The 16,780-nt window shown below is 55.2% G+C and carries 15 protein-coding genes and 1 pseudogene; 11 read left to right on the top strand and 5 right to left on the bottom strand.

Annotation, left to right across the window (positions count from 1 at the left end; translation table 11 throughout):
• Positions 1–405 precede the first annotated feature (405 nt).
• Positions 406–2,565, top strand: a complete 2,160-nt coding sequence (gene aas / locus ACTJJI_RS17700; RefSeq protein ID WP_262761787.1) for a bifunctional acyl-ACP--phospholipid O-acyltransferase/long-chain-fatty-acid--ACP ligase — start codon at positions 406–408, stop codon at positions 2,563–2,565.
• Positions 2,558–3,751 (top strand): lysophospholipid transporter LplT, encoded by a 1,194-nt coding sequence (gene lplT, locus ACTJJI_RS17705; protein ID WP_038983856.1) that lies wholly within the window; start codon positions 2,558–2,560, stop codon positions 3,749–3,751. Before aas ends, lplT begins: the two co-directional genes overlap by 8 nt.
• Before the next feature lie 90 nt (positions 3,752–3,841).
• On the opposite strand, the gene ACTJJI_RS17710 is transcribed toward lplT, so the two are convergent.
• The 4 genes and pseudogenes from ACTJJI_RS17710 to ACTJJI_RS17725 form a co-directional block, all read right to left on the bottom strand.
• Positions 3,842–4,882, bottom strand: coding sequence for an NADP(H)-dependent aldo-keto reductase (locus ACTJJI_RS17710; protein ID WP_046889789.1), 1,041 nt, complete (start codon positions 4,880–4,882; stop codon positions 3,842–3,844).
• Positions 4,883–5,014: 132 nt separating this feature from the next.
• Complete coding sequence (locus ACTJJI_RS17715; protein WP_013098555.1) at positions 5,015–5,233, bottom strand: YgdI/YgdR family lipoprotein; 219 nt, start codon at positions 5,231–5,233, stop codon at positions 5,015–5,017.
• A gap of 128 nt (positions 5,234–5,361) precedes the next feature.
• A complete protein-coding gene (gene mutH, locus ACTJJI_RS17720) occupies positions 5,362–6,054 on the bottom strand; it encodes a DNA mismatch repair endonuclease MutH (protein ID WP_014833124.1) in 693 nt (230 codons plus the stop codon).
• Positions 6,055–6,208: 154 nt separating this feature from the next.
• A pseudogene (locus ACTJJI_RS17725) lies at positions 6,209–6,295 on the bottom strand (hypothetical protein); the annotation flags it as partial.
• 442 nt (positions 6,296–6,737) lie between these two features.
• Here ACTJJI_RS17725 and rppH point away from each other — a divergent pair.
• The 4 genes from rppH (at position 6,738) to thyA (ending at position 11,449) form a co-directional block, all read left to right on the top strand.
• Positions 6,738–7,268: an RNA pyrophosphohydrolase gene (gene rppH / locus ACTJJI_RS17730; RefSeq protein ID WP_013098553.1), complete on the top strand. Its 531-nt coding sequence runs from the start codon at positions 6,738–6,740 to the stop codon at positions 7,266–7,268.
• A gap of 12 nt (positions 7,269–7,280) precedes the next feature.
• Positions 7,281–9,527 carry a phosphoenolpyruvate--protein phosphotransferase gene (gene ptsP / locus ACTJJI_RS17735; RefSeq protein WP_046889788.1) on the top strand — a complete coding sequence of 749 codons (2,247 nt, stop codon included), beginning with the start codon at positions 7,281–7,283 and terminating at the stop codon, positions 9,525–9,527.
• Between the two features lie 245 nt (positions 9,528–9,772).
• Positions 9,773–10,648, top strand: a complete 876-nt coding sequence (lgt, locus tag ACTJJI_RS17740) for a prolipoprotein diacylglyceryl transferase (RefSeq protein WP_014833123.1) — start codon at positions 9,773–9,775, stop codon at positions 10,646–10,648.
• Positions 10,649–10,654: 6 nt separating this feature from the next.
• Positions 10,655–11,449: a thymidylate synthase gene (gene thyA, locus ACTJJI_RS17745; RefSeq protein ID WP_014171447.1), complete on the top strand. Its 795-nt coding sequence runs from the start codon at positions 10,655–10,657 to the stop codon at positions 11,447–11,449.
• 12 nt (positions 11,450–11,461) lie between these two features.
• Here thyA and ACTJJI_RS17750 read toward each other — a convergent pair whose 3' ends face one another.
• Positions 11,462–11,695, bottom strand: coding sequence for a hypothetical protein (locus ACTJJI_RS17750; protein ID WP_185948846.1), 234 nt, complete (start codon positions 11,693–11,695; stop codon positions 11,462–11,464).
• Here ACTJJI_RS17750 and ACTJJI_RS17755 point away from each other — a divergent pair.
• The 5 genes from ACTJJI_RS17755 to recC are packed head-to-tail and all read left to right on the top strand — an operon-like array spanning position 11,634 to position 16,742.
• Positions 11,634–12,098 (top strand): prepilin peptidase-dependent protein, encoded by a 465-nt coding sequence (locus ACTJJI_RS17755; protein ID WP_440655027.1) that lies wholly within the window; start codon positions 11,634–11,636, stop codon positions 12,096–12,098. The genes ACTJJI_RS17750 and ACTJJI_RS17755 overlap by 62 nt on opposite strands.
• The gene (locus ACTJJI_RS17760) at positions 12,089–12,649 is read left to right on the top strand and encodes a prepilin peptidase-dependent protein (protein WP_232943078.1); all 561 of its coding nucleotides are present in this window, start codon (positions 12,089–12,091) and stop codon (positions 12,647–12,649) included. The genes ACTJJI_RS17755 and ACTJJI_RS17760 overlap by 10 nt, the downstream gene beginning before the upstream one ends.
• The gene (locus ACTJJI_RS17765; RefSeq protein ID WP_046889786.1) at positions 12,646–13,047 is read left to right on the top strand and encodes a DUF2509 family protein; all 402 of its coding nucleotides are present in this window, start codon (positions 12,646–12,648) and stop codon (positions 13,045–13,047) included. Before ACTJJI_RS17760 ends, ACTJJI_RS17765 begins: the two co-directional genes overlap by 4 nt.
• Positions 13,032–13,355 (top strand): prepilin-type N-terminal cleavage/methylation domain-containing protein, encoded by a 324-nt coding sequence (locus tag ACTJJI_RS17770; RefSeq protein ID WP_046889785.1) that lies wholly within the window; start codon positions 13,032–13,034, stop codon positions 13,353–13,355. Before ACTJJI_RS17765 ends, ACTJJI_RS17770 begins: the two co-directional genes overlap by 16 nt.
• A gap of 12 nt (positions 13,356–13,367) precedes the next feature.
• Positions 13,368–16,742 (top strand): exodeoxyribonuclease V subunit gamma, encoded by a 3,375-nt coding sequence (recC, locus tag ACTJJI_RS17775; RefSeq protein WP_440655030.1) that lies wholly within the window; start codon positions 13,368–13,370, stop codon positions 16,740–16,742.
• The last annotated feature ends 38 nt before the right edge of the window (positions 16,743–16,780 follow it).

Here is a 16,780-nt window from a genome sequence, read left to right on the forward strand (position 1 = left end):
GGGGTAAGCGTTTACACGCCAATAAGTGTTGCGGAAAAGCGCCGCGCATTCAAGGGGAGCGGGTTCTCCCTCTCCACAAACGTGATGCAGAACAACCCCGGCGGTGTAATCGTTACACGGACAGACATGTCGGAATAATGTCAATCTGAACCTTTAGTTACACTTTGCCTCAGGCTGTTGCGATTGTCCGATAGCGGGGAAGATGGCGACGTTGCTAAAGTTGAGATCCCAGAGGTATTGATTGGTGAGATTTCTTAGTACGGTTTCGTACTCATCTCTTGCACCAACCTGCGCGGATGCGCAGGTTTTTTTTCGCCTCCATATTTGCTGTCGCTCCTGTACCACTTCTCGTGTAATCTGCCACCATTTACTAACCCTTCACACTGGCTGGCAAAGGGAGTTGAGATGCTTTTTGGGTTCTTCCGCACACTTTTCCGTATCCTCTTTCGCATCCGTTTAACGGGCGATGCAACGGCGCTTCGTGGCGAACGGGTGCTCATTACACCAAACCATGTTTCCTTTATCGACGGCATCCTGCTGGCGCTGTTTCTGCCCGTGCGTCCGGTGTTTGCGGTGTATACCTCGATCAGCCAGCAGTGGTACATGCGCTGGCTCACTCCGCTGATTGACTTTGTGCCGCTCGACCCAACAAAACCGATGATGATTAAACATCTGGTACGTCTGGTTGAGCAGGGACGTCCGGTGGTGATTTTCCCGGAAGGGCGGATCTCGGTCACCGGCTCGCTGATGAAAATCTACGACGGGGCAGGGTTTGTGGCGGCGAAGTCAAAAGCGACCGTTGTGCCACTGCGGATTGAAGGGGCAGAGCTTACCCATTTCAGTCGCCTGAAAGGGCTGGTGAAGCAGCGTCTGTTCCCGAAAATCACCCTGCATATTCTGCCGCCAACCTCTTTACCGATGCCCGACGCGCCGCGTGCGCGTGATCGCCGTAAAATCGCCGGTGAAATGCTGCACCAGATCATGATGGAAGCGCGCATGGCCGTTCGCCCGCGTGAAACGCTGTATGAGTCTCTGCTGTCGGCGCAGTACCGCTATGGCGCGAAGAAAAACTGTATCGAAGACATTAATTTCACACCGGACACCTACCGCAAGCTGCTGACCAAGACATTGTTCGTGGGACGTATCCTTGAAAAATACAGTAAGAAAGGCGAAAAGATAGGCCTGATGCTGCCTAACGCGGGGATCAGCGCGGCGGTGATTTTTGGTGCGGTTTCCCGGGGCCGTATTCCGGCGATGATGAACTACACGGCAGGCGTAAAAGGACTGACCAGCGCCATCACCGCGGCTCAAATCAATACCGTCTTTACCTCGCGCCAGTTCCTCGACAAAGGCAAACTGTGGCACCTGCCGGAGCAACTGACTCAGGTGCGCTGGGTCTTCCTGGAAGATCTGAAAGCGGACGTGACGACGGGTGACAAGCTGTGGATTTTCGCTCACCTGCTGATGCCGAGTCTGGCCCAGGTCAAACAGCAGCCGGAAGATGACGCCATGATCCTCTTTACCTCTGGCTCAGAGGGAAACCCGAAAGGGGTGGTGCACAGTCACAAGAGCATTCTGGCAAACGTGGAGCAGATTAAAAGCATTGCTGACTTTACCGCCAATGACCGGTTCATGTCGGCGCTGCCGCTGTTCCACTCCTTTGGCCTGACGGTGGGGCTTTTTACCCCGCTGTTGACCGGTGCCGAAGTGTTCCTCTATCCAAGCCCGCTCCATTATCGCATTGTGCCGGAGCTGGTGTATGACCGTAACTGCACCGTATTGTTTGGCACGTCTACCTTCCTCGGTAATTACGCGCGCTTTGCCAATCCGTATGACTTTTACCGCGTGCGCTATGTGGTGGCCGGGGCGGAAAAGCTGCAGGAGAGCACGCGCCAGATTTGGCAGGACAAGTTTGGTCTGCGTATCCTGGAAGGCTATGGCGTCACCGAGTGTGCGCCGGTAGTCTCGATCAACGTGCCGATGGCGGCGAAACCGGGGACGGTAGGCCGTATTTTGCCGGGGATGGATGCGCGTCTGCTGGCGGTACCTGGCATCGAGGACGGTGGCCGTCTGCAGCTCAAGGGGCCAAACGTGATGAACGGTTATCTGCGTGTGGAAAACCCAGGCCAGCTGGAAGCGCCGACGGCGGAAAACGTCAATGGCGAGATGGAGACCGGCTGGTATGACACCGGGGATATTGTCCGTTTCGATGAACAGGGCTTCGTACAGATCCAGGGGCGGGCGAAACGCTTCGCCAAAATTGCGGGTGAGATGGTCTCGCTGGAGATGGTTGAGCAACTGGCGACAGCGGTATCCGCTGACAAGCTGCATGCTACGGTTGTGAAGAGCGATGCCAGCAAAGGCGAGGCACTGGTGTTGTTCACCACCGACAGCGAACTGAAACGCGACCGGTTGCTACAGCATGCGCGTGAACATGGCATTCCTGAGCTGGCGGTACCGCGCGATATTCGTTACCTGAAGCAGCTTCCGGTGCTGGGTAGCGGTAAGCCCGATTTCGTGACCCTGAAGGGTATGGTTGACGAGGCGGAACAGCAAAATGCGTGAGTCAGTACACACTAACACCTCACTCTGGTCGAAGGGCATGATGGCGGTTATTGCCGCCCAGTTTCTCTCTGCCTTCGGTGACAATGCGTTACTGTTTGCCACCCTGGCATTGCTGAAGGCCGAGTTTTATCCGGACTGGAGCCAGCCCATCCTGCAGATGGTGTTTGTGGGTGCTTACATTATTTTTGCTCCGTTTGTTGGGCAGGTGGCGGACAGCTTCCCGAAAGGCCGGGTGATGATGTTTGCGAACGGCCTGAAACTGCTGGGCGCCGCCAGTATTTGTTTTGGTATCAACCCGTTTATCGGCTACACGCTGGTGGGCATTGGCGCAGCGGCGTACTCCCCGGCGAAGTATGGCATCCTGGGGGAACTCACGACCGGCGATAAGCTGGTGAAAGCCAACGGGCTAATGGAGTCTTCCACTATTGCGGCGATCCTGCTCGGCTCTGTCGCGGGGGGCGTACTCGCTGACTGGCACGTGCTGGCGGCGCTGAGCGTGTGTGCGGTGGTGTATGGCGGGGCGGTGGTAGCCAACCTGTTTATCCCAAAACTGCCGGTGGCTCGCCCGGGGCAATCCTGGCGCTTTACGCCTATGACAGGCAGTTTCTTCAACGCCTGCCGCGTGCTGTGGCGTAACGGTGAAACGCGCTTCTCCCTGATGGGCACCAGCATGTTCTGGGGCGCAGGCGTCACGCTGCGTTTCCTGCTGGTACTATGGGTGCCGGTGGCGCTGGGGATTACTGACAATGCGACACCGACTTATCTTAACGCAATGGTGGCGATTGGGATTGTCGTTGGGGCTGGCGCGGCGGCGAAGCTGGTGACGCTTGAGACCGTTGCGCGCTGCATGCCTGCGGGGATCCTGATTGGCGTGGTGGTGCTTATCTTCTCGCTGCAGCACGCCTTGCTACCCGCCTACGCGCTGCTTGTCCTGATTGGTATTCTGGGGGGCTTCTTTGTGGTGCCGCTTAATGCGTTGCTGCAGGAGCGCGGCAAGCAGACCGTCGGCGCAGGGAATGCCATTGCGGTGCAAAACCTCGGTGAAAACCTGGCGATGCTGTTAATGCTGGGGCTCTATTCGCTGGCGGTTAAAGTCGGTGTGCCGGTCGTGGGGATTGGCGTAGGATTCGGCGCGCTGTTTGCGCTGGCGATTGCCGGATTATGGCTCTGGCAGCGTCGCCGTTGATAAGTGCGGCCTGACGCCCTCACCCCATCCCTCTCCCACGGGAGAGGGCGCAAACATTAAAAACGGCAACCAGGTTGCCGTTGGCTTTTATTACGGTGCCGGGTAGGTGTATACCTGATGCACCGCTTCAATCTCTGCTAATACCTCTTCACTCAGATTCAGATGGAAACTCTCGATATTCGTTTTCAGCTGTTCCATGGTCGTTGCGCCCAGCAGAGTGCTGGCAACAAACGGCTGACGACGCACGAAGGCCAGGGCCATCTGAGCTGGATCAAGACCGTGACGTTTCGCGATATCCACATAGGCCGCCACGGCTTTTTGTGTCTGCTCACCGCTGTAGCGGGTAAAGCGGCTGAACAAGGTGTTACGCGCCCCGGCAGGTTTCGCGCCGTTAAGGTATTTTCCTGTCAACGTACCAAAGCCCAGACATGAATAGGCGAGCAATTCCACCTCTTCGTATTGCGTCACTTCGGCCAGACCCACTTCATAGCTGCGGTTGAGCAGGCTGTATGGGTTCTGGATGGTGACAATGCGCGGCAGGTCATGTTTGTCCGCCAGATGCAGATAGCGCATCACGCCAAAGGCCGTTTCGTTAGAGACACCGATGTAGCGGATTTTTCCCGCTCGCTGGCATTCGGCCAGGGCTTCCAGCGTTTCCAGTAACGTAACGACCGGGGCGCTCTCATTCCAGCTATAGCCCAGCTTTCCAAAGCAGTTAGTGGGACGCTGCGGCCAGTGAACCTGATAGAGATCGAGATAGTCGGTTTGCAGGCGCTTCAGGCTGGCATCCAGCGCGGCGCGGATATTTTTGCGATCGAGGATCTGGTTTGGACGGATCCCGGCATCGTTGTTGCGTGCGGGGCCGCTGACTTTTGACGCAACAATCAGCTTTTCGCGATTGCCGCGTTTGGCGAGCCAGTTGCCGACGTAGGTTTCGGTAAGGCCCTGCGTTTCCGGACGTGGAGGAACAGGGTACATCTCTGCAACATCAATCAGGTTAATGCCCTGGCTGACGGCATAATCGAGTTGTGCATGGGCATCGGCTTCGCTGTTTTGTTCACCAAATGTCATCGTGCCCAACCCCAGTTGGCTTATCTCCAGAGCGCTGTGGGGGATACGGTGATAATGCATAGCCGGCTTCCTTCATTAGAAATACAGACCGCGTCAGGAATCTCCCGACAAAGGAATATAAACATGGCAGAGGGAAAGCAAAAGGGGAAGGAAAAAATCAAAAAGGCCAGCAAGCCACTGACCTTTATCGGTTTATCGCTCGATAATCTGCGAAACCTCGTCGCGATTGATCTGCATTTTATTGCCCTGCTGGTCATGGTAGCTGACCAGACCGGTATCATCGTCGACTTCAGGTTTACCGTCGGTCAGGATCATCCGGCCATCTTTCGTCGCCATAACGTAATCGCTGCTACAGCCCGATACCGCAAACGCTAAACCCACTGCTGAAATCAACACTGCCCATTTTTTCATCGTTATCGTCCTCACCTGGCTCGTATCAAATCATAGTGTAGTATTAACCTGATATATCGAAAGGAGAAAGGGGGAAAATCTTAAATAGCAGACGATTATGTTTGATAGTTCGCAAAATGAGTAAAAAACTATGTTTTTAGTAAGAAATGACGAGCCAGAAGTGCACCGGTAAAATTCTTTTTGAGATAAAAGCCGCGCGGCAACGTCAGTATCGGTTCGCCCTGAGCACCGATAGCCTCAGTGAGGGCTTTGCTGTTGGCCGCTTTCGGGCGCAGCTGTAAAACTTCTCCGTGTCGGGCCGTGATGCGTTCTACCTGTCCGAGGACGATCATATCCATCAACTCTTCCCAGTCCAGCCGTAGCTGTCTCTCTTCGTCTTCATCCGGGCTCCAGAGCAGCGGTGCCCCTACGCGGCGTTCAGCCAGCGGGATCTGGCGTTCACCCTCAACCGGTACCCACAGCACGCGTTTCAGTTTATGGCGAACATGGCTGGTTTCCCACGTTACGCCGGTATTACCGGTTAACGGTGCCACGCAGACAAAAGTGGTTTCGAGGGGTTTTCCCAGACGGTCTATGGGGATCGTCTTCAGTTCGACGCCCAGGGCTGCAAAATCCTGCTCGGGTTTACTCCCCGCGCTCGCCCCCAGCCACAGTTCAAGCAACATGCCGATCCAGCCCTTATCCCGCTTCAGATCCTTTGGGATCGGCAAGCCAGCCATCGCTGCCAGCTCACCAAGCGAAAAGCCCGCCAGGCGCTGCGCCTGCTCAAGCAACTGGGCTTCGCTTGTTGGCGGTGAAAGCATGGGTGAGAGCGCAAGCATGGTGGTAACCTTTTGATTAAAAAATAAACTAAGAAATTGTCCCCTGTGGATAGAGTTTAACTTTTTCTGTACGAATATTCCATGTATATGATTTATCTGTTATTTTATTAATCGTCTGGCGTTCTGTCTGAGCTGAAAAACAGGTTGTTCAATTCTGGTCACTGACAATAAACAGGATCTTACACCATGTTATCCACAGAAAAGTGGGATAACTGGGAATAACCCTGACTACTGTTTCAATTTACAGCCTTGACGTGCGACGAAAATCCAATTTTCACACAAATTGTGCCTAAGTTATTGGCACAATCTGTGGATAAAACCGACGCTGTTCGATCTTTCATCAGCATGATGATCATGGGTGTGACGATCGTCACGTTATTCCTTCCTGCAACGCCAAAAACAGAGCTAACTTTATGAAAATATTATTGTTGTTTTCTGGCGGGGGAGTGGCGTGGCGCAAGGCGTTTCAGGTTGTTCATCGGTAATTCCATACTTCTTCACAACTATATCCACAGAAAAGGTGAATAAAATTGCCCTTGTTGCCGCATATCTGTTTATAACTCTGCGCATATTTGTGAGTTATTCAAATGTTATTAGGTTGCAGGCCTGTAAGAGAGTGGTTTACCGCCTCCCTGTAGTGTGAAACAATCATTCATATATAAGGTTTAGTTTGGGGTAGTCCGGTGATTGATGACGATGGCTACCGCCCGAACGTAGGAATAGTAATTTGTAATCGTCAGGGCCAGGTAATGTGGGCCCGGCGATATGGTCAGCACTCCTGGCAGTTCCCGCAAGGCGGGATCAACCCAGGGGAGTCCCCAGAACAAGCGATGTACCGGGAGCTGTTTGAAGAGGTTGGTTTAAGCCGAAAAGATGTTCGCATCCTGGCTTCGACCCGCAACTGGTTGCGTTACAAGTTACCGAAACGTTTGGTGCGTTGGGACACAAAGCCGGTTTGTATCGGCCAGAAACAGAAGTGGTTTCTGTTGCAGTTGGTGGGCAACGATTCAGATATCAATATGCAAACCAGCAGTACGCCGGAGTTTGATGGCTGGCGCTGGGTGAGTTACTGGTATCCTGTTCGTCAGGTCGTGTCATTTAAGCGCGATGTTTACCGAAGGGTGATGAAAGAATTCGCAAGTGTTGTCATGCAGCTTCAGGAGATTCCGCCTAAGCCGCAGAGCGCACCTGCCTGGCGACGTAAAAGAGGTTAAGCTACGCAAATCATGCTCACCCGCTTGCGAGAAATAGTCGAGAAAGTGGCCAGTGCGCCTCGTCTGAACGAGGCGCTGAATATACTGGTCACTGACATCTGTCTTGCGATGGAGACCGAAGTCTGTTCGGTATATCTGGCCGACCATGACCGGCGCTGCTATTACCTGATGGCAACCCGTGGTTTAAAAAAACCACGCGGTCGTACCGTTACGCTCGCCTTTGATGAAGGTATCGTAGGCCTGGTGGGGCGACTGGCTGAGCCCATCAACCTTGCCGACGCGCAAAAACACCCCAGCTTTAAATACATTCCCTCCGTCAAAGAAGAGCGTTTCCGCGCTTTCCTGGGCGTACCGATCATCCAGCGTCGTCAACTGCTTGGCGTCCTGGTGGTGCAGCAGCGCGAACTGCGTCAGTATGACGAAAGCGAAGAGTCTTTCCTCGTGACGCTAGCCACGCAGATGGCTGCGATCCTCTCCCAGTCTCAGCTTGCCGCCCTGTTTGGTCAGTATCGTCATACCCGTATTCGCGCGCTGCCGGCGTCGCCGGGCGTGGCGATCGCTGAAGGCTGGATGGATGCCACCCTGCCGCTGATGGAGCAGGTTTACGAAGCCTCAACCCTTGATGAAGCGCTTGAGCGCGAGCGCCTCACCGCAGCGCTGGAAGAGGCGGCTAACGAATTTCGGCGTTACAGCAAACGCTTTGCCGCCGGGGCGCAAAAAGAGACGGCGGCCATTTTTGACCTCTATTCGCACCTGCTCTCCGATGCGCGTCTGCGCCGCGAGCTTTTTGCCGAGGTTGATAAAGGCTTCGTTGCGGAATGGGCCGTTAAAAAGGTCATCGAAAAATTTGCTGAGCAATTTGCCGCACTGACAGACGGTTACCTGAAAGAGCGTGCGGGAGATTTACGTACACTCGGTCAGCGACTGCTGTTCCACCTTGATGACACGATCCAGGGGCCGAATGCCTGGCCAAAACGGTTTGTGCTGGTTGCCGATGAACTGTCCGCGACGACGCTGGCGGAGCTGCCGCAGGACAGGCTGGCAGGGGTGGTGGTTCGCGATGGCGCCGCCAACTCCCATGCGGCCATTATGGTACGTGCCCTGGGTATCCCCACCGTTATGGGGGCAGACATTCAGCCCTCGGTGCTGCACCGACGCACGCTGGTGGTGGATGGCTATCGCGGTGAGCTCCTGGTCGATCCTGAGCCGGTTCTGCTCCAGGAATACCAGCGTCTTATCAGTGAAGAGAACGAATTAAGCAAGCTGGCGGAAGATGACGTTAATCTGCCTGCGCAGCTCAAAAGCGGTGAGCGGATCAAAGTCATGCTCAACGCGGGTTTAAGCCCCGAGCATGAAGAGAAGCTCGGTAGCCGCATTGATGGCATCGGTTTATATCGCACCGAAATCCCGTTTATGCTGCAAAGCGGCTTCCCCTCCGAAGAGGAGCAGGTCGCGCAGTATCAGGGCATGTTGCAGATGTTTAACGATAAACCGGTCACACTGCGTACCCTGGATGTTGGGGCGGATAAACAGCTGCCGTATATGCCGATCAGTGAAGAAAACCCGTGCCTGGGCTGGCGCGGGATCCGCATTACGCTCGATCAGCCTGAGATCTTCCTGATCCAGGTGCGCGCCATGTTGCGCGCGAATGCGGCGACCGGGAACCTCAGCATTTTATTGCCTATGGTCACCAGCATCGATGAGATCGACGAAGCACGACGGTTGATCGAACGTGCAGGCCGCGAAGTTGAAGAGATGATCGGCTATGCGATCCCCAAACCGCGGATCGGGGTGATGCTCGAAGTGCCTTCCATGGTCTTTATGCTGCCGCAGCTGGCAAACCGGGTCGATTTCATCTCTGTCGGGACCAACGATCTGACGCAGTATATTCTGGCCGTCGATCGTAACAACACGCGTGTCGCCAGTATCTATGACAGCCTGCATCCGGCCATCATTCGGGCGTTAGCGATGATTGCCCGCGAAGCGGAGCAGTACGGTATCGATTTGCGTTTGTGTGGTGAAATGGCCGGAGATTCAATGTGCGTTGCGATCCTCATTGGCCTGGGGTACCGACATCTGTCGATGAACGGTCGCGCTGTCGCACGTGTGAAGTACCTGCTACGCCATATCGACATCGGAGATGCCCGTGAGCTGGCCGAGCGCAGTCTTGAAGCGCAGCTGGCAACAGAGGTTCGTCATCAGGTCGCCGCGTTTATGGAACGACGTGGCATGGGCGGTCTGATCCGCGGTGGCCGCTGAAGCCTTTATCTCTCTCCCTGGAGGAGAGGGAGCCGTTCGTGCGCACTTTTTCTGTGGGGATCCCTCAGCCCCGTGGGAGAGGGCAACAACCCGCACCATCCTCTATACACATCTTTTACATCTCTGACGCATCCTCTGCCTCTGCCTTATGCTATGATTCGCAACTTTGGAGCCTCTGCTGACAGCCGGGGCGCATCTCTGCCGCTGTCCACTTTCAGCGGAATAACAACATCTTGTGGTGACAGATGAACAGTGGTTATCTGCATTTTCCGGAATTTGATCCGGTCATTTTCTCAGTAGGACCTGTTTCGCTTCACTGGTACGGTCTGATGTACCTGGTGGGCTTCATTTTTGCGATGTGGCTTGCCGGCCGTCGCGCCAGTCGTCCTGGCAGCGGCTGGACCAAAAACGAAGTCGAAAACCTGCTTTATGCGGGCTTCCTTGGTGTGTTCCTGGGGGGCCGTATTGGTTATGTCCTGTTTTATAACCTCCCGGTGTTCCTCAACGATCCGCTCTATCTGTTCCGCGTCTGGGATGGCGGCATGTCCTTCCACGGCGGCCTGATTGGTGTGATCCTGGTGATGGTGATTTTTGCCAAACGCACCAAACGCAATTTCTTCCAGGTATCAGATTTTATCGCGCCACTGATCCCGTTTGGTCTGGGGGCTGGCCGTCTGGGCAACTTCATCAACGGCGAACTGTGGGGACGTGTCGACCCGAGCGTTTCCTTTACCATGCTGTTCCCGGGCTCGCGTGCGGAAGACATGGCGCTGCTGCCGTCGCATCCAGAGTGGCAATCCATTTTCGATACGTACGGCGTTCTGCCGCGCCATATGTCCCAGCTCTATGAGCTGGCGCTGGAAGGCGTGGTGCTGTTTATCATCCTGAATTTGTTTATCCGCAAACCGCGCCCGATGGGGGCTGTCTCCGGCCTGTTCCTGATTGGCTACGGTGCGTTCCGTATCATCGTTGAGTTCTTCCGCCAGCCGGATGCACAGTTCACCGGCGAGTGGGTACAGTACATCAGCATGGGGCAGATCCTCTCCATTCCGATGATCGTAGCGGGTGCCATTATGATGATTTGGGCGTATCGTCGTCGTCCACAGCAACAACTTTCCTGAGGAACCATGAAACAGTATCTTGAATTGATGAAAAAAGTGCTCGACGAGGGCACGCCGAAAAATGACCGTACCGGTACCGGCACGCTCTCCATTTTTGGCCACCAGATGCGCTTCAACCTGCAAGAAGGTTTCCCCCTGGTGACGACAAAGCGCTGCCACCTGCGCTCGATCATTCATGAACTGCTCTGGTTCCTGCAAGGCGATACCAACGTTGCGTATCTGCACGAAAATAACGTCTCTATCTGGGACGAATGGGCAGATGAAAACGGCAACCTGGGTCCGGTTTACGGCAAGCAGTGGCGTGCATGGCCAACGCCTGATGGCCGCCATATTGACCAGATCACAACCGTGATGAACCAGCTGAAAAACGACCCGGACTCGCGCCGTATCATCGTTTCTGCCTGGAACGTGGGTGAGCTGGATAAAATGGCGCTGGCACCGTGCCATGCGTTCTTCCAGTTCTATGTGGCGGATGGCAAACTCTCCTGCCAGCTTTACCAGCGCTCTTGCGACGTCTTCCTCGGCCTGCCGTTTAACATCGCCAGCTATGCGCTGTTAGTGCATATGATGGCCCAACAGTGCGATCTGGACGTCGGTGATTTTGTCTGGACCGGTGGGGATACTCACCTCTACAGCAACCACATGGAACAGACGCATCTGCAGTTGACCCGCGAGCCGCGTGCGCTGCCGAAGCTGATTATCAAACGCAAACCGGAATCGATCTTCGATTATCGCTTTGATGACTTCGAGATTGAGGGATACGACCCGCATCCTGGCATCAAAGCCCCTGTCGCTATCTGATACGGCAAATCGTTACACAACCGGCGCACTTACGCGCCGGTTTTTTTTCGTCTTCACTCTGTTTTCCGAGGCGTTGTCCAGCCAGCGTGCAACACGCTGCAACGGATGACATTCTCTGGATAACGCCTCGTAAAACCTCGAATTGTCGCTCGTCACGTTCACGGCGTTTCGCCACACTCCCGGCATGAAAAAAGAGAACGGCTTTACGCTTATCGAAACGCTGGTTGCCATCTCGCTGGTCATCATCCTGAGTGCCACAGGGCTATACGGCTGGGACAACTGGCAGCAGCGGCAGAGGTTGTGGCAGGTCGCCTGTCAGGTCCGCGATTACCTCGTGTTTCTGCGAAACGATGCCAATCGTTACAACCGTGACCACGTGATTATGCTTCAGCAGGATGGAAAAGGAGCCTGCCTGGCGAGCTCTGTCATACAGGGATGTGAGAATCACAATCCGCTTGTCCTCAGACCCCTGTGGCCTGAGGTCGTGCTAAGCGAAGTTACGCCTTCATTAGGATTCTACGGATTAAGAGATACGGCGTGGGCTGGGCGGATACGGGTACAAAGTGGTGCAGGGGAGTGGTTGATCGTCGTGTCAAATGGAGGACGTATCAGGATCTGTAGTTTTGCAGGGGAAAATTCATGCCAATGAAGCAGCACGGTTTCTCACTCACGGAGGTGCTGATTGCGATGGCGATCAGCAGCATTTTGTTACTGAGCACGTCGCGTTTTTTACCGGGGCTGCAACGGGCTGTTTTGTTGCAATCCCGGGCGCTGGAACGTGAAGAAGAGATCTGGCAACGGCTGTTCGCCATTGGCAAGCAGTTACAGCGCGCGGGGTATTGCGCGGGAGACTGCCAGGGGCAGAGCCTGACCATCGGCAGGGACGGAAGCTGCGTGATTGCCAGATGGGATGCCAACAGTAACGGCGTCTGGGATACCTCGGCTTCCGAAAATGAAAGTACGGGGTTTCGTCTGGAGTCTGGCGCGCTGGAAACCCTGCGTGGGGCTGCGACATGTGAAGGAAAAGGATGGGAGAAGCTGACAGACCCGGACAGGCTGGTGATCCACACCTTTGTGGTGCGTAAACATGAACATCCGGGGTTTGCGCCTGCGTTATATATAGATCTGACCGCTACGGATAACGATAAGCTGGCCGTCCCTTATCAGGCACACCATGCCGTTATGGGATTTAACTTGTGAACCGCGAGAGTGGGGTCGCATCGCTGGCGCTGGTTCTGCTGTTACTGGTGCTGGGCACGCTAATCCTCACCGGTCTCAACCAGCAGCTGACAACGTTTAGCATACTGGTGGGCGGTGAGAGCCGTTCGATCCAGCAGCAGGCAGCGGTGCAGTCGGCGCTGGAGTGGGGGCGCGTTCAGCGCTGGTCGTTGCAGCCTGATGTGCAGTGCAAACAGAGACAAACGCAACGTGTATGTTTGCGTGTTCTGAATGAGACCCGGGTGTTACTTATCGCCGGGGAAGGCGAACAGTTGCTCTGGCGTGGCGGGGAGATTACCGACGGGCGCATACGCTTTTTACCTCATGGCTGGAGTGATTTTTGTCCTCTCAAGGAGAGCGCGTTATGCCAACTGCCATGAAGAAAGAAAAAGGGTTCAGCATGGTTGAAGTGCTGCTGTCGATAATGTTACTGGTGGTGATGGTGACAGCACTGTCTGGTTATCACCGGGCGCTGGCCTCCCGGTTTACACTGTTTAGTCAGTATCGCCAGCTCTGGCATATCGCCTGGACGCAGTCGCAGCGGGACGCCAGTGCGCTGCCCGCAGGCTGGCAGATAAACCGGGTGCAGACAACACAGTCCGGATGTGTCAGCATCACGGTTACACTTATTTCTCCTCTGGGGCGGCGCGGTGAGATGACGCGTTTGCATTGCCCGGTTAGCCAGTAGTCGGGAGCGTCTATGTTAAGGGTCTACCACTCAAATCGTCTGGATGTGCTGGAAGCGCTGATGGAATTTATCGTTGAGCGCGAGCGGCTTGACGATCCTTTTGAGCCTGAAATGGTGCTGGTGCAGAGCACCGGTATGGCACAGTGGCTGCAGATGTCACTTTCCCGTAAATTTGGCATCGCGGCGAATATCGATTTTCCGCTTCCCGCGAGCTTTATCTGGGAGATGTTTGTCCGCGTGTTGCCTGACATCCCCGAGCAGAGCGCGTTCAACAAACAAAGCATGAGCTGGAAGCTGATGGCGCTTTTGCCAGAAATGCTCACGCATGATGAGTTTGCCATGCTGCGCCACTATCTGAATGACGATACCGACAAACGCAAGTTGTTCCAGCTGGCATCGCGTACCGCGGATCTCTATGACCAGTATTTAGTGTATCGTCCGGAATGGCTGACTCGCTGGGAAGCGGGTGAGCAGGTGGAAGGCCTGCCGGAGGCACAGGTCTGGCAAGCACCGCTGTGGAAAGCGCTGGTGGAGCATACCGAAAAACTTGGTCAACCTAAGTGGCATCGTGCGAACCTCTACCAACGGTTCATCTCCATACTGGAAAACAGCGCTGAACGACCGGCCCGCTTGCCTTCCCGCGTGTTCATCTGTGGTATTTCAGCCCTGCCACCCGTCTACCTGGATGCGCTGAAGGCGCTCGGTAAACACACCGACATCCATATTCTCTTCACCAATCCATGCCGCCACTACTGGGGCGACATTCAGGATGACCGGTGGCTTTCACGGCTCGTGACGCGCCAGCGGCGACGCCTCTTTGAAGAGCGTACCGTACCGTTGTTTAAAGACAGCGCCTCTGCCGCGCAGCTTTTTGATGAACAGGGCATTCAGAACCTGCCAAACCCGCTCCTCGCCTCATGGGGCAAGCTGGGCCGCGACTACATTCATATGCTCTCTGATATCACCTCGTCAGGCGAAGGCGACGTGGATGCGTTTGTTGAAATCACGCCGGACAGCCTGCTGCACAATATCCAGTCCGATATTCTGGATCTGGAAAATCGCGCGGTGATGGGCGTGACGGCCGAAGAATTTGAACGCAGCGACACGAAGCGGAGACTGGATCCAGAAGATCGCAGTATCACCGTGCATGTTTGCCACAGTGCGCAGCGTGAAGTCGAAGTCCTGCACGATCAGTTGCTCGCCATGCTGCAGGACGATCCGGAACTGACACCGCGTGATATCGTGGTGATGGTGGCGGATATCGACAGCTACAGTCCCTTTATTCAGGCTGTTTTCGGCAGTGCGACGGGAGAGCGCTACCTGCCTTACGCTATCTCTGACCGCCGGGCTCGCCAGTCTCACCCGGCCTTGCAGGCATTTGTCACCCTGCTGTCACTGCCTGATAGTCGCTTCATTTCCGAAGATGTACTGGCATTGCTCGATGTCCCTGTGCTGGCCGCACGTTTCAACATTAACGAAGAGGGGCTGCGCTACCTCCGTCAGTGGGTGAACGAATCTGGCGTCCGTTGGGGGATAGATGATGACAACGTACAGGAGTTCGAGCTTCCCCCTACCGGACAGCACACCTGGCAGTTTGGTCTGACGCGTATGCTGCTGGGGTACGCCATGGAAAGCAGCCTGGGCGAATGGAATGAGGTCCTGCCGTACGATGAGTCCAGCGGGTTAATCGCAGAGCTGGTGGGGCATTTAGCCTCATTGCTGATGCAGCTTAACCGCTGGCGACGTGCGTTGATGAAGCCGCGTCCGCTGGAGGAATGGCTGCCGGTTTGCCGGGAAGTGCTCAATGATTTCTTCCTGCCGGACAGTGACACGGAAGCCGCGATGGCGCTGATCGAAACGCAGTGGCAGGCGATAGTCGATGAGGGGGTAAACTCCCACTATAACGAAGCGATCCCGCTGTCGCTTCTGCGTGATGAATTGACCCAGCGTCTCGATCAGGAGCGTATCAGCCAGCGCTTCCTTGCCGGCCCAATCAATATCTGCACCCTGATGCCCATGCGTTCCATCCCCTTCAAAGTGGTGTGTCTGCTTGGCATGAATGACGGTATTTATCCACGCGCCCTGCCGCCGCTGGGCTTTGATCTCATGAGCCCAGCACCGAAGCGGGGCGACCGTAGCCGTCGTGATGATGACCGCTACCTCTTCCTTGAGGCGCTGATTTCCGCGCAGAACAAGCTCTACATCAGCTATATCGGTCGGTCGATTCAGGACAACAGCGAGCGTTTCCCCTCCGTTCTGGTGCAGGAACTGGTGGACTATATCGGACAGAGCCACTACCTGCCGGGGGATGAAGAACGTAACTGCGATGAGAGCGGCCTGCGGGTGAAAGCGCATATCACCTGTTGTCACAGCCGAATGCCGTTTGACCCGATGAACTACGTCGCCAGCGAATATCAGAGCTATGCCCAGGAGTGGCTGCCCGCGGCGAAGAAAGAGGGGAGAGCGCACAGCGATTTCATTCAGGAGCTCGACCCACGGCCCATTGAAACCCTGACCTTCGAACAACTGCAGCGGTTTTGGGCGCATCCGGTACGCGCCTTTTTCCAGCAGCGTTTGCAGGTTAACTTCCGCTCTGAAGAGAGCGAAATCCCTGATGCAGAACCGTTTACGCTGGACGGCCTGGAGCGCTATCAGTTAAACCTCCAGTTGCTGAATGCGCTGGTGGAGCAGGAAGACGCTGACAAACTGTTCCGCCGCTATCGCGCTGCGGGACAATTACCGTATGGTGCGTTCGGGGAGATCGTCTGGGAGGCGCAGTGTACAGAGATGAAGGCGCTTGCTGAGCGTGTTATCGAATGCCGACAGCCGGGCACGAGTCTTGAAATCGACCTCAACTGCAACGGTATCCAGTTAACGGGATGGCTGACCCAGGTTCAGCCGGACGGGCTGCTGCGCTGGCGGCCTTCCATGCTGAGCGTTTCGCAGGGTTTGCAACTCTGGCTCGAACATCTTGTCTACAGTGCTGGCGGTAATCAAGGTGAAAGCCGGATGTTTGTACGCAAGGAGGGCGAGTGGCGCTTCCCGCCGATGGACCCGGAGCAGGCGTTACATTACTTGTCCCTGTACATTGAAGGTTACCGTCAGGGGATGAACAAACCGCTGCTGTTACTGCCTGAAAGTGGCGGGGCGTGGATAAAAGCCTGTTATGATGCGCAGAATGATGCGATGTTAACGGATGACGCTTCACTGCAGAAAGCGCGGAGTAAATTTGTTCAGGCCTGGGAAGGTAACATGATGGTCCGTGGTGAAGGTGATGATGTCTGGTATCAACGTTTATGGCGAACGCTTGAGCCAGAATACTTTGAGACTATCACGGAAGAGGCACAACGTTACCTGTTACCGTTGTTCAAATTTAATCAGTCCTGACTGCTGTATAAAAATTGCGCAGTAAAGGGTGTTCATTT

Source organism: Enterobacter sp. 22466, assembly GCF_052044775.1.
Lineage (GTDB): Bacteria > Pseudomonadota > Gammaproteobacteria > Enterobacterales > Enterobacteriaceae > Enterobacter > Enterobacter dissolvens.

Excerpts from the sequence above, each read along its gene's own strand:
- mutH (WP_014833124.1), bottom strand. The coding sequence starts at position 6,054 with ATGCTTGCGCTCTCACCCATGCTTTCACCGCCAACAAGCGAAGCCCAG.
- ACTJJI_RS17760 (WP_232943078.1), top strand. The coding sequence starts at position 12,089 with ATGCCAATGAAGCAGCACGGTTTCTCACTCACGGAGGTGCTGATTGCG.
- lplT (WP_038983856.1), top strand. The coding sequence starts at position 2,558 with ATGCGTGAGTCAGTACACACTAACACCTCACTCTGGTCGAAGGGCATG.
- ACTJJI_RS17710 (WP_046889789.1), bottom strand. The coding sequence starts at position 4,882 with ATGCATTATCACCGTATCCCCCACAGCGCTCTGGAGATAAGCCAACTG.
- ACTJJI_RS17750 (WP_185948846.1), bottom strand. The coding sequence starts at position 11,695 with ATGATGACCAGCGAGATGGCAACCAGCGTTTCGATAAGCGTAAAGCCG.
- recC (WP_440655030.1), top strand. The coding sequence starts at position 13,368 with ATGTTAAGGGTCTACCACTCAAATCGTCTGGATGTGCTGGAAGCGCTG.
- lgt (WP_014833123.1), top strand. The coding sequence starts at position 9,773 with ATGAACAGTGGTTATCTGCATTTTCCGGAATTTGATCCGGTCATTTTC.
- aas (WP_262761787.1), top strand. The coding sequence starts at position 406 with ATGCTTTTTGGGTTCTTCCGCACACTTTTCCGTATCCTCTTTCGCATC.
- ACTJJI_RS17770 (WP_046889785.1), top strand. The coding sequence starts at position 13,032 with ATGCCAACTGCCATGAAGAAAGAAAAAGGGTTCAGCATGGTTGAAGTG.
- thyA (WP_014171447.1), top strand. The coding sequence starts at position 10,655 with ATGAAACAGTATCTTGAATTGATGAAAAAAGTGCTCGACGAGGGCACG.
- ACTJJI_RS17755 (WP_440655027.1), top strand. The coding sequence starts at position 11,634 with ATGAAAAAAGAGAACGGCTTTACGCTTATCGAAACGCTGGTTGCCATC.
- ACTJJI_RS17715 (WP_013098555.1), bottom strand. The coding sequence starts at position 5,233 with ATGAAAAAATGGGCAGTGTTGATTTCAGCAGTGGGTTTAGCGTTTGCG.
- ptsP (WP_046889788.1), top strand. The coding sequence starts at position 7,281 with ATGCTCACCCGCTTGCGAGAAATAGTCGAGAAAGTGGCCAGTGCGCCT.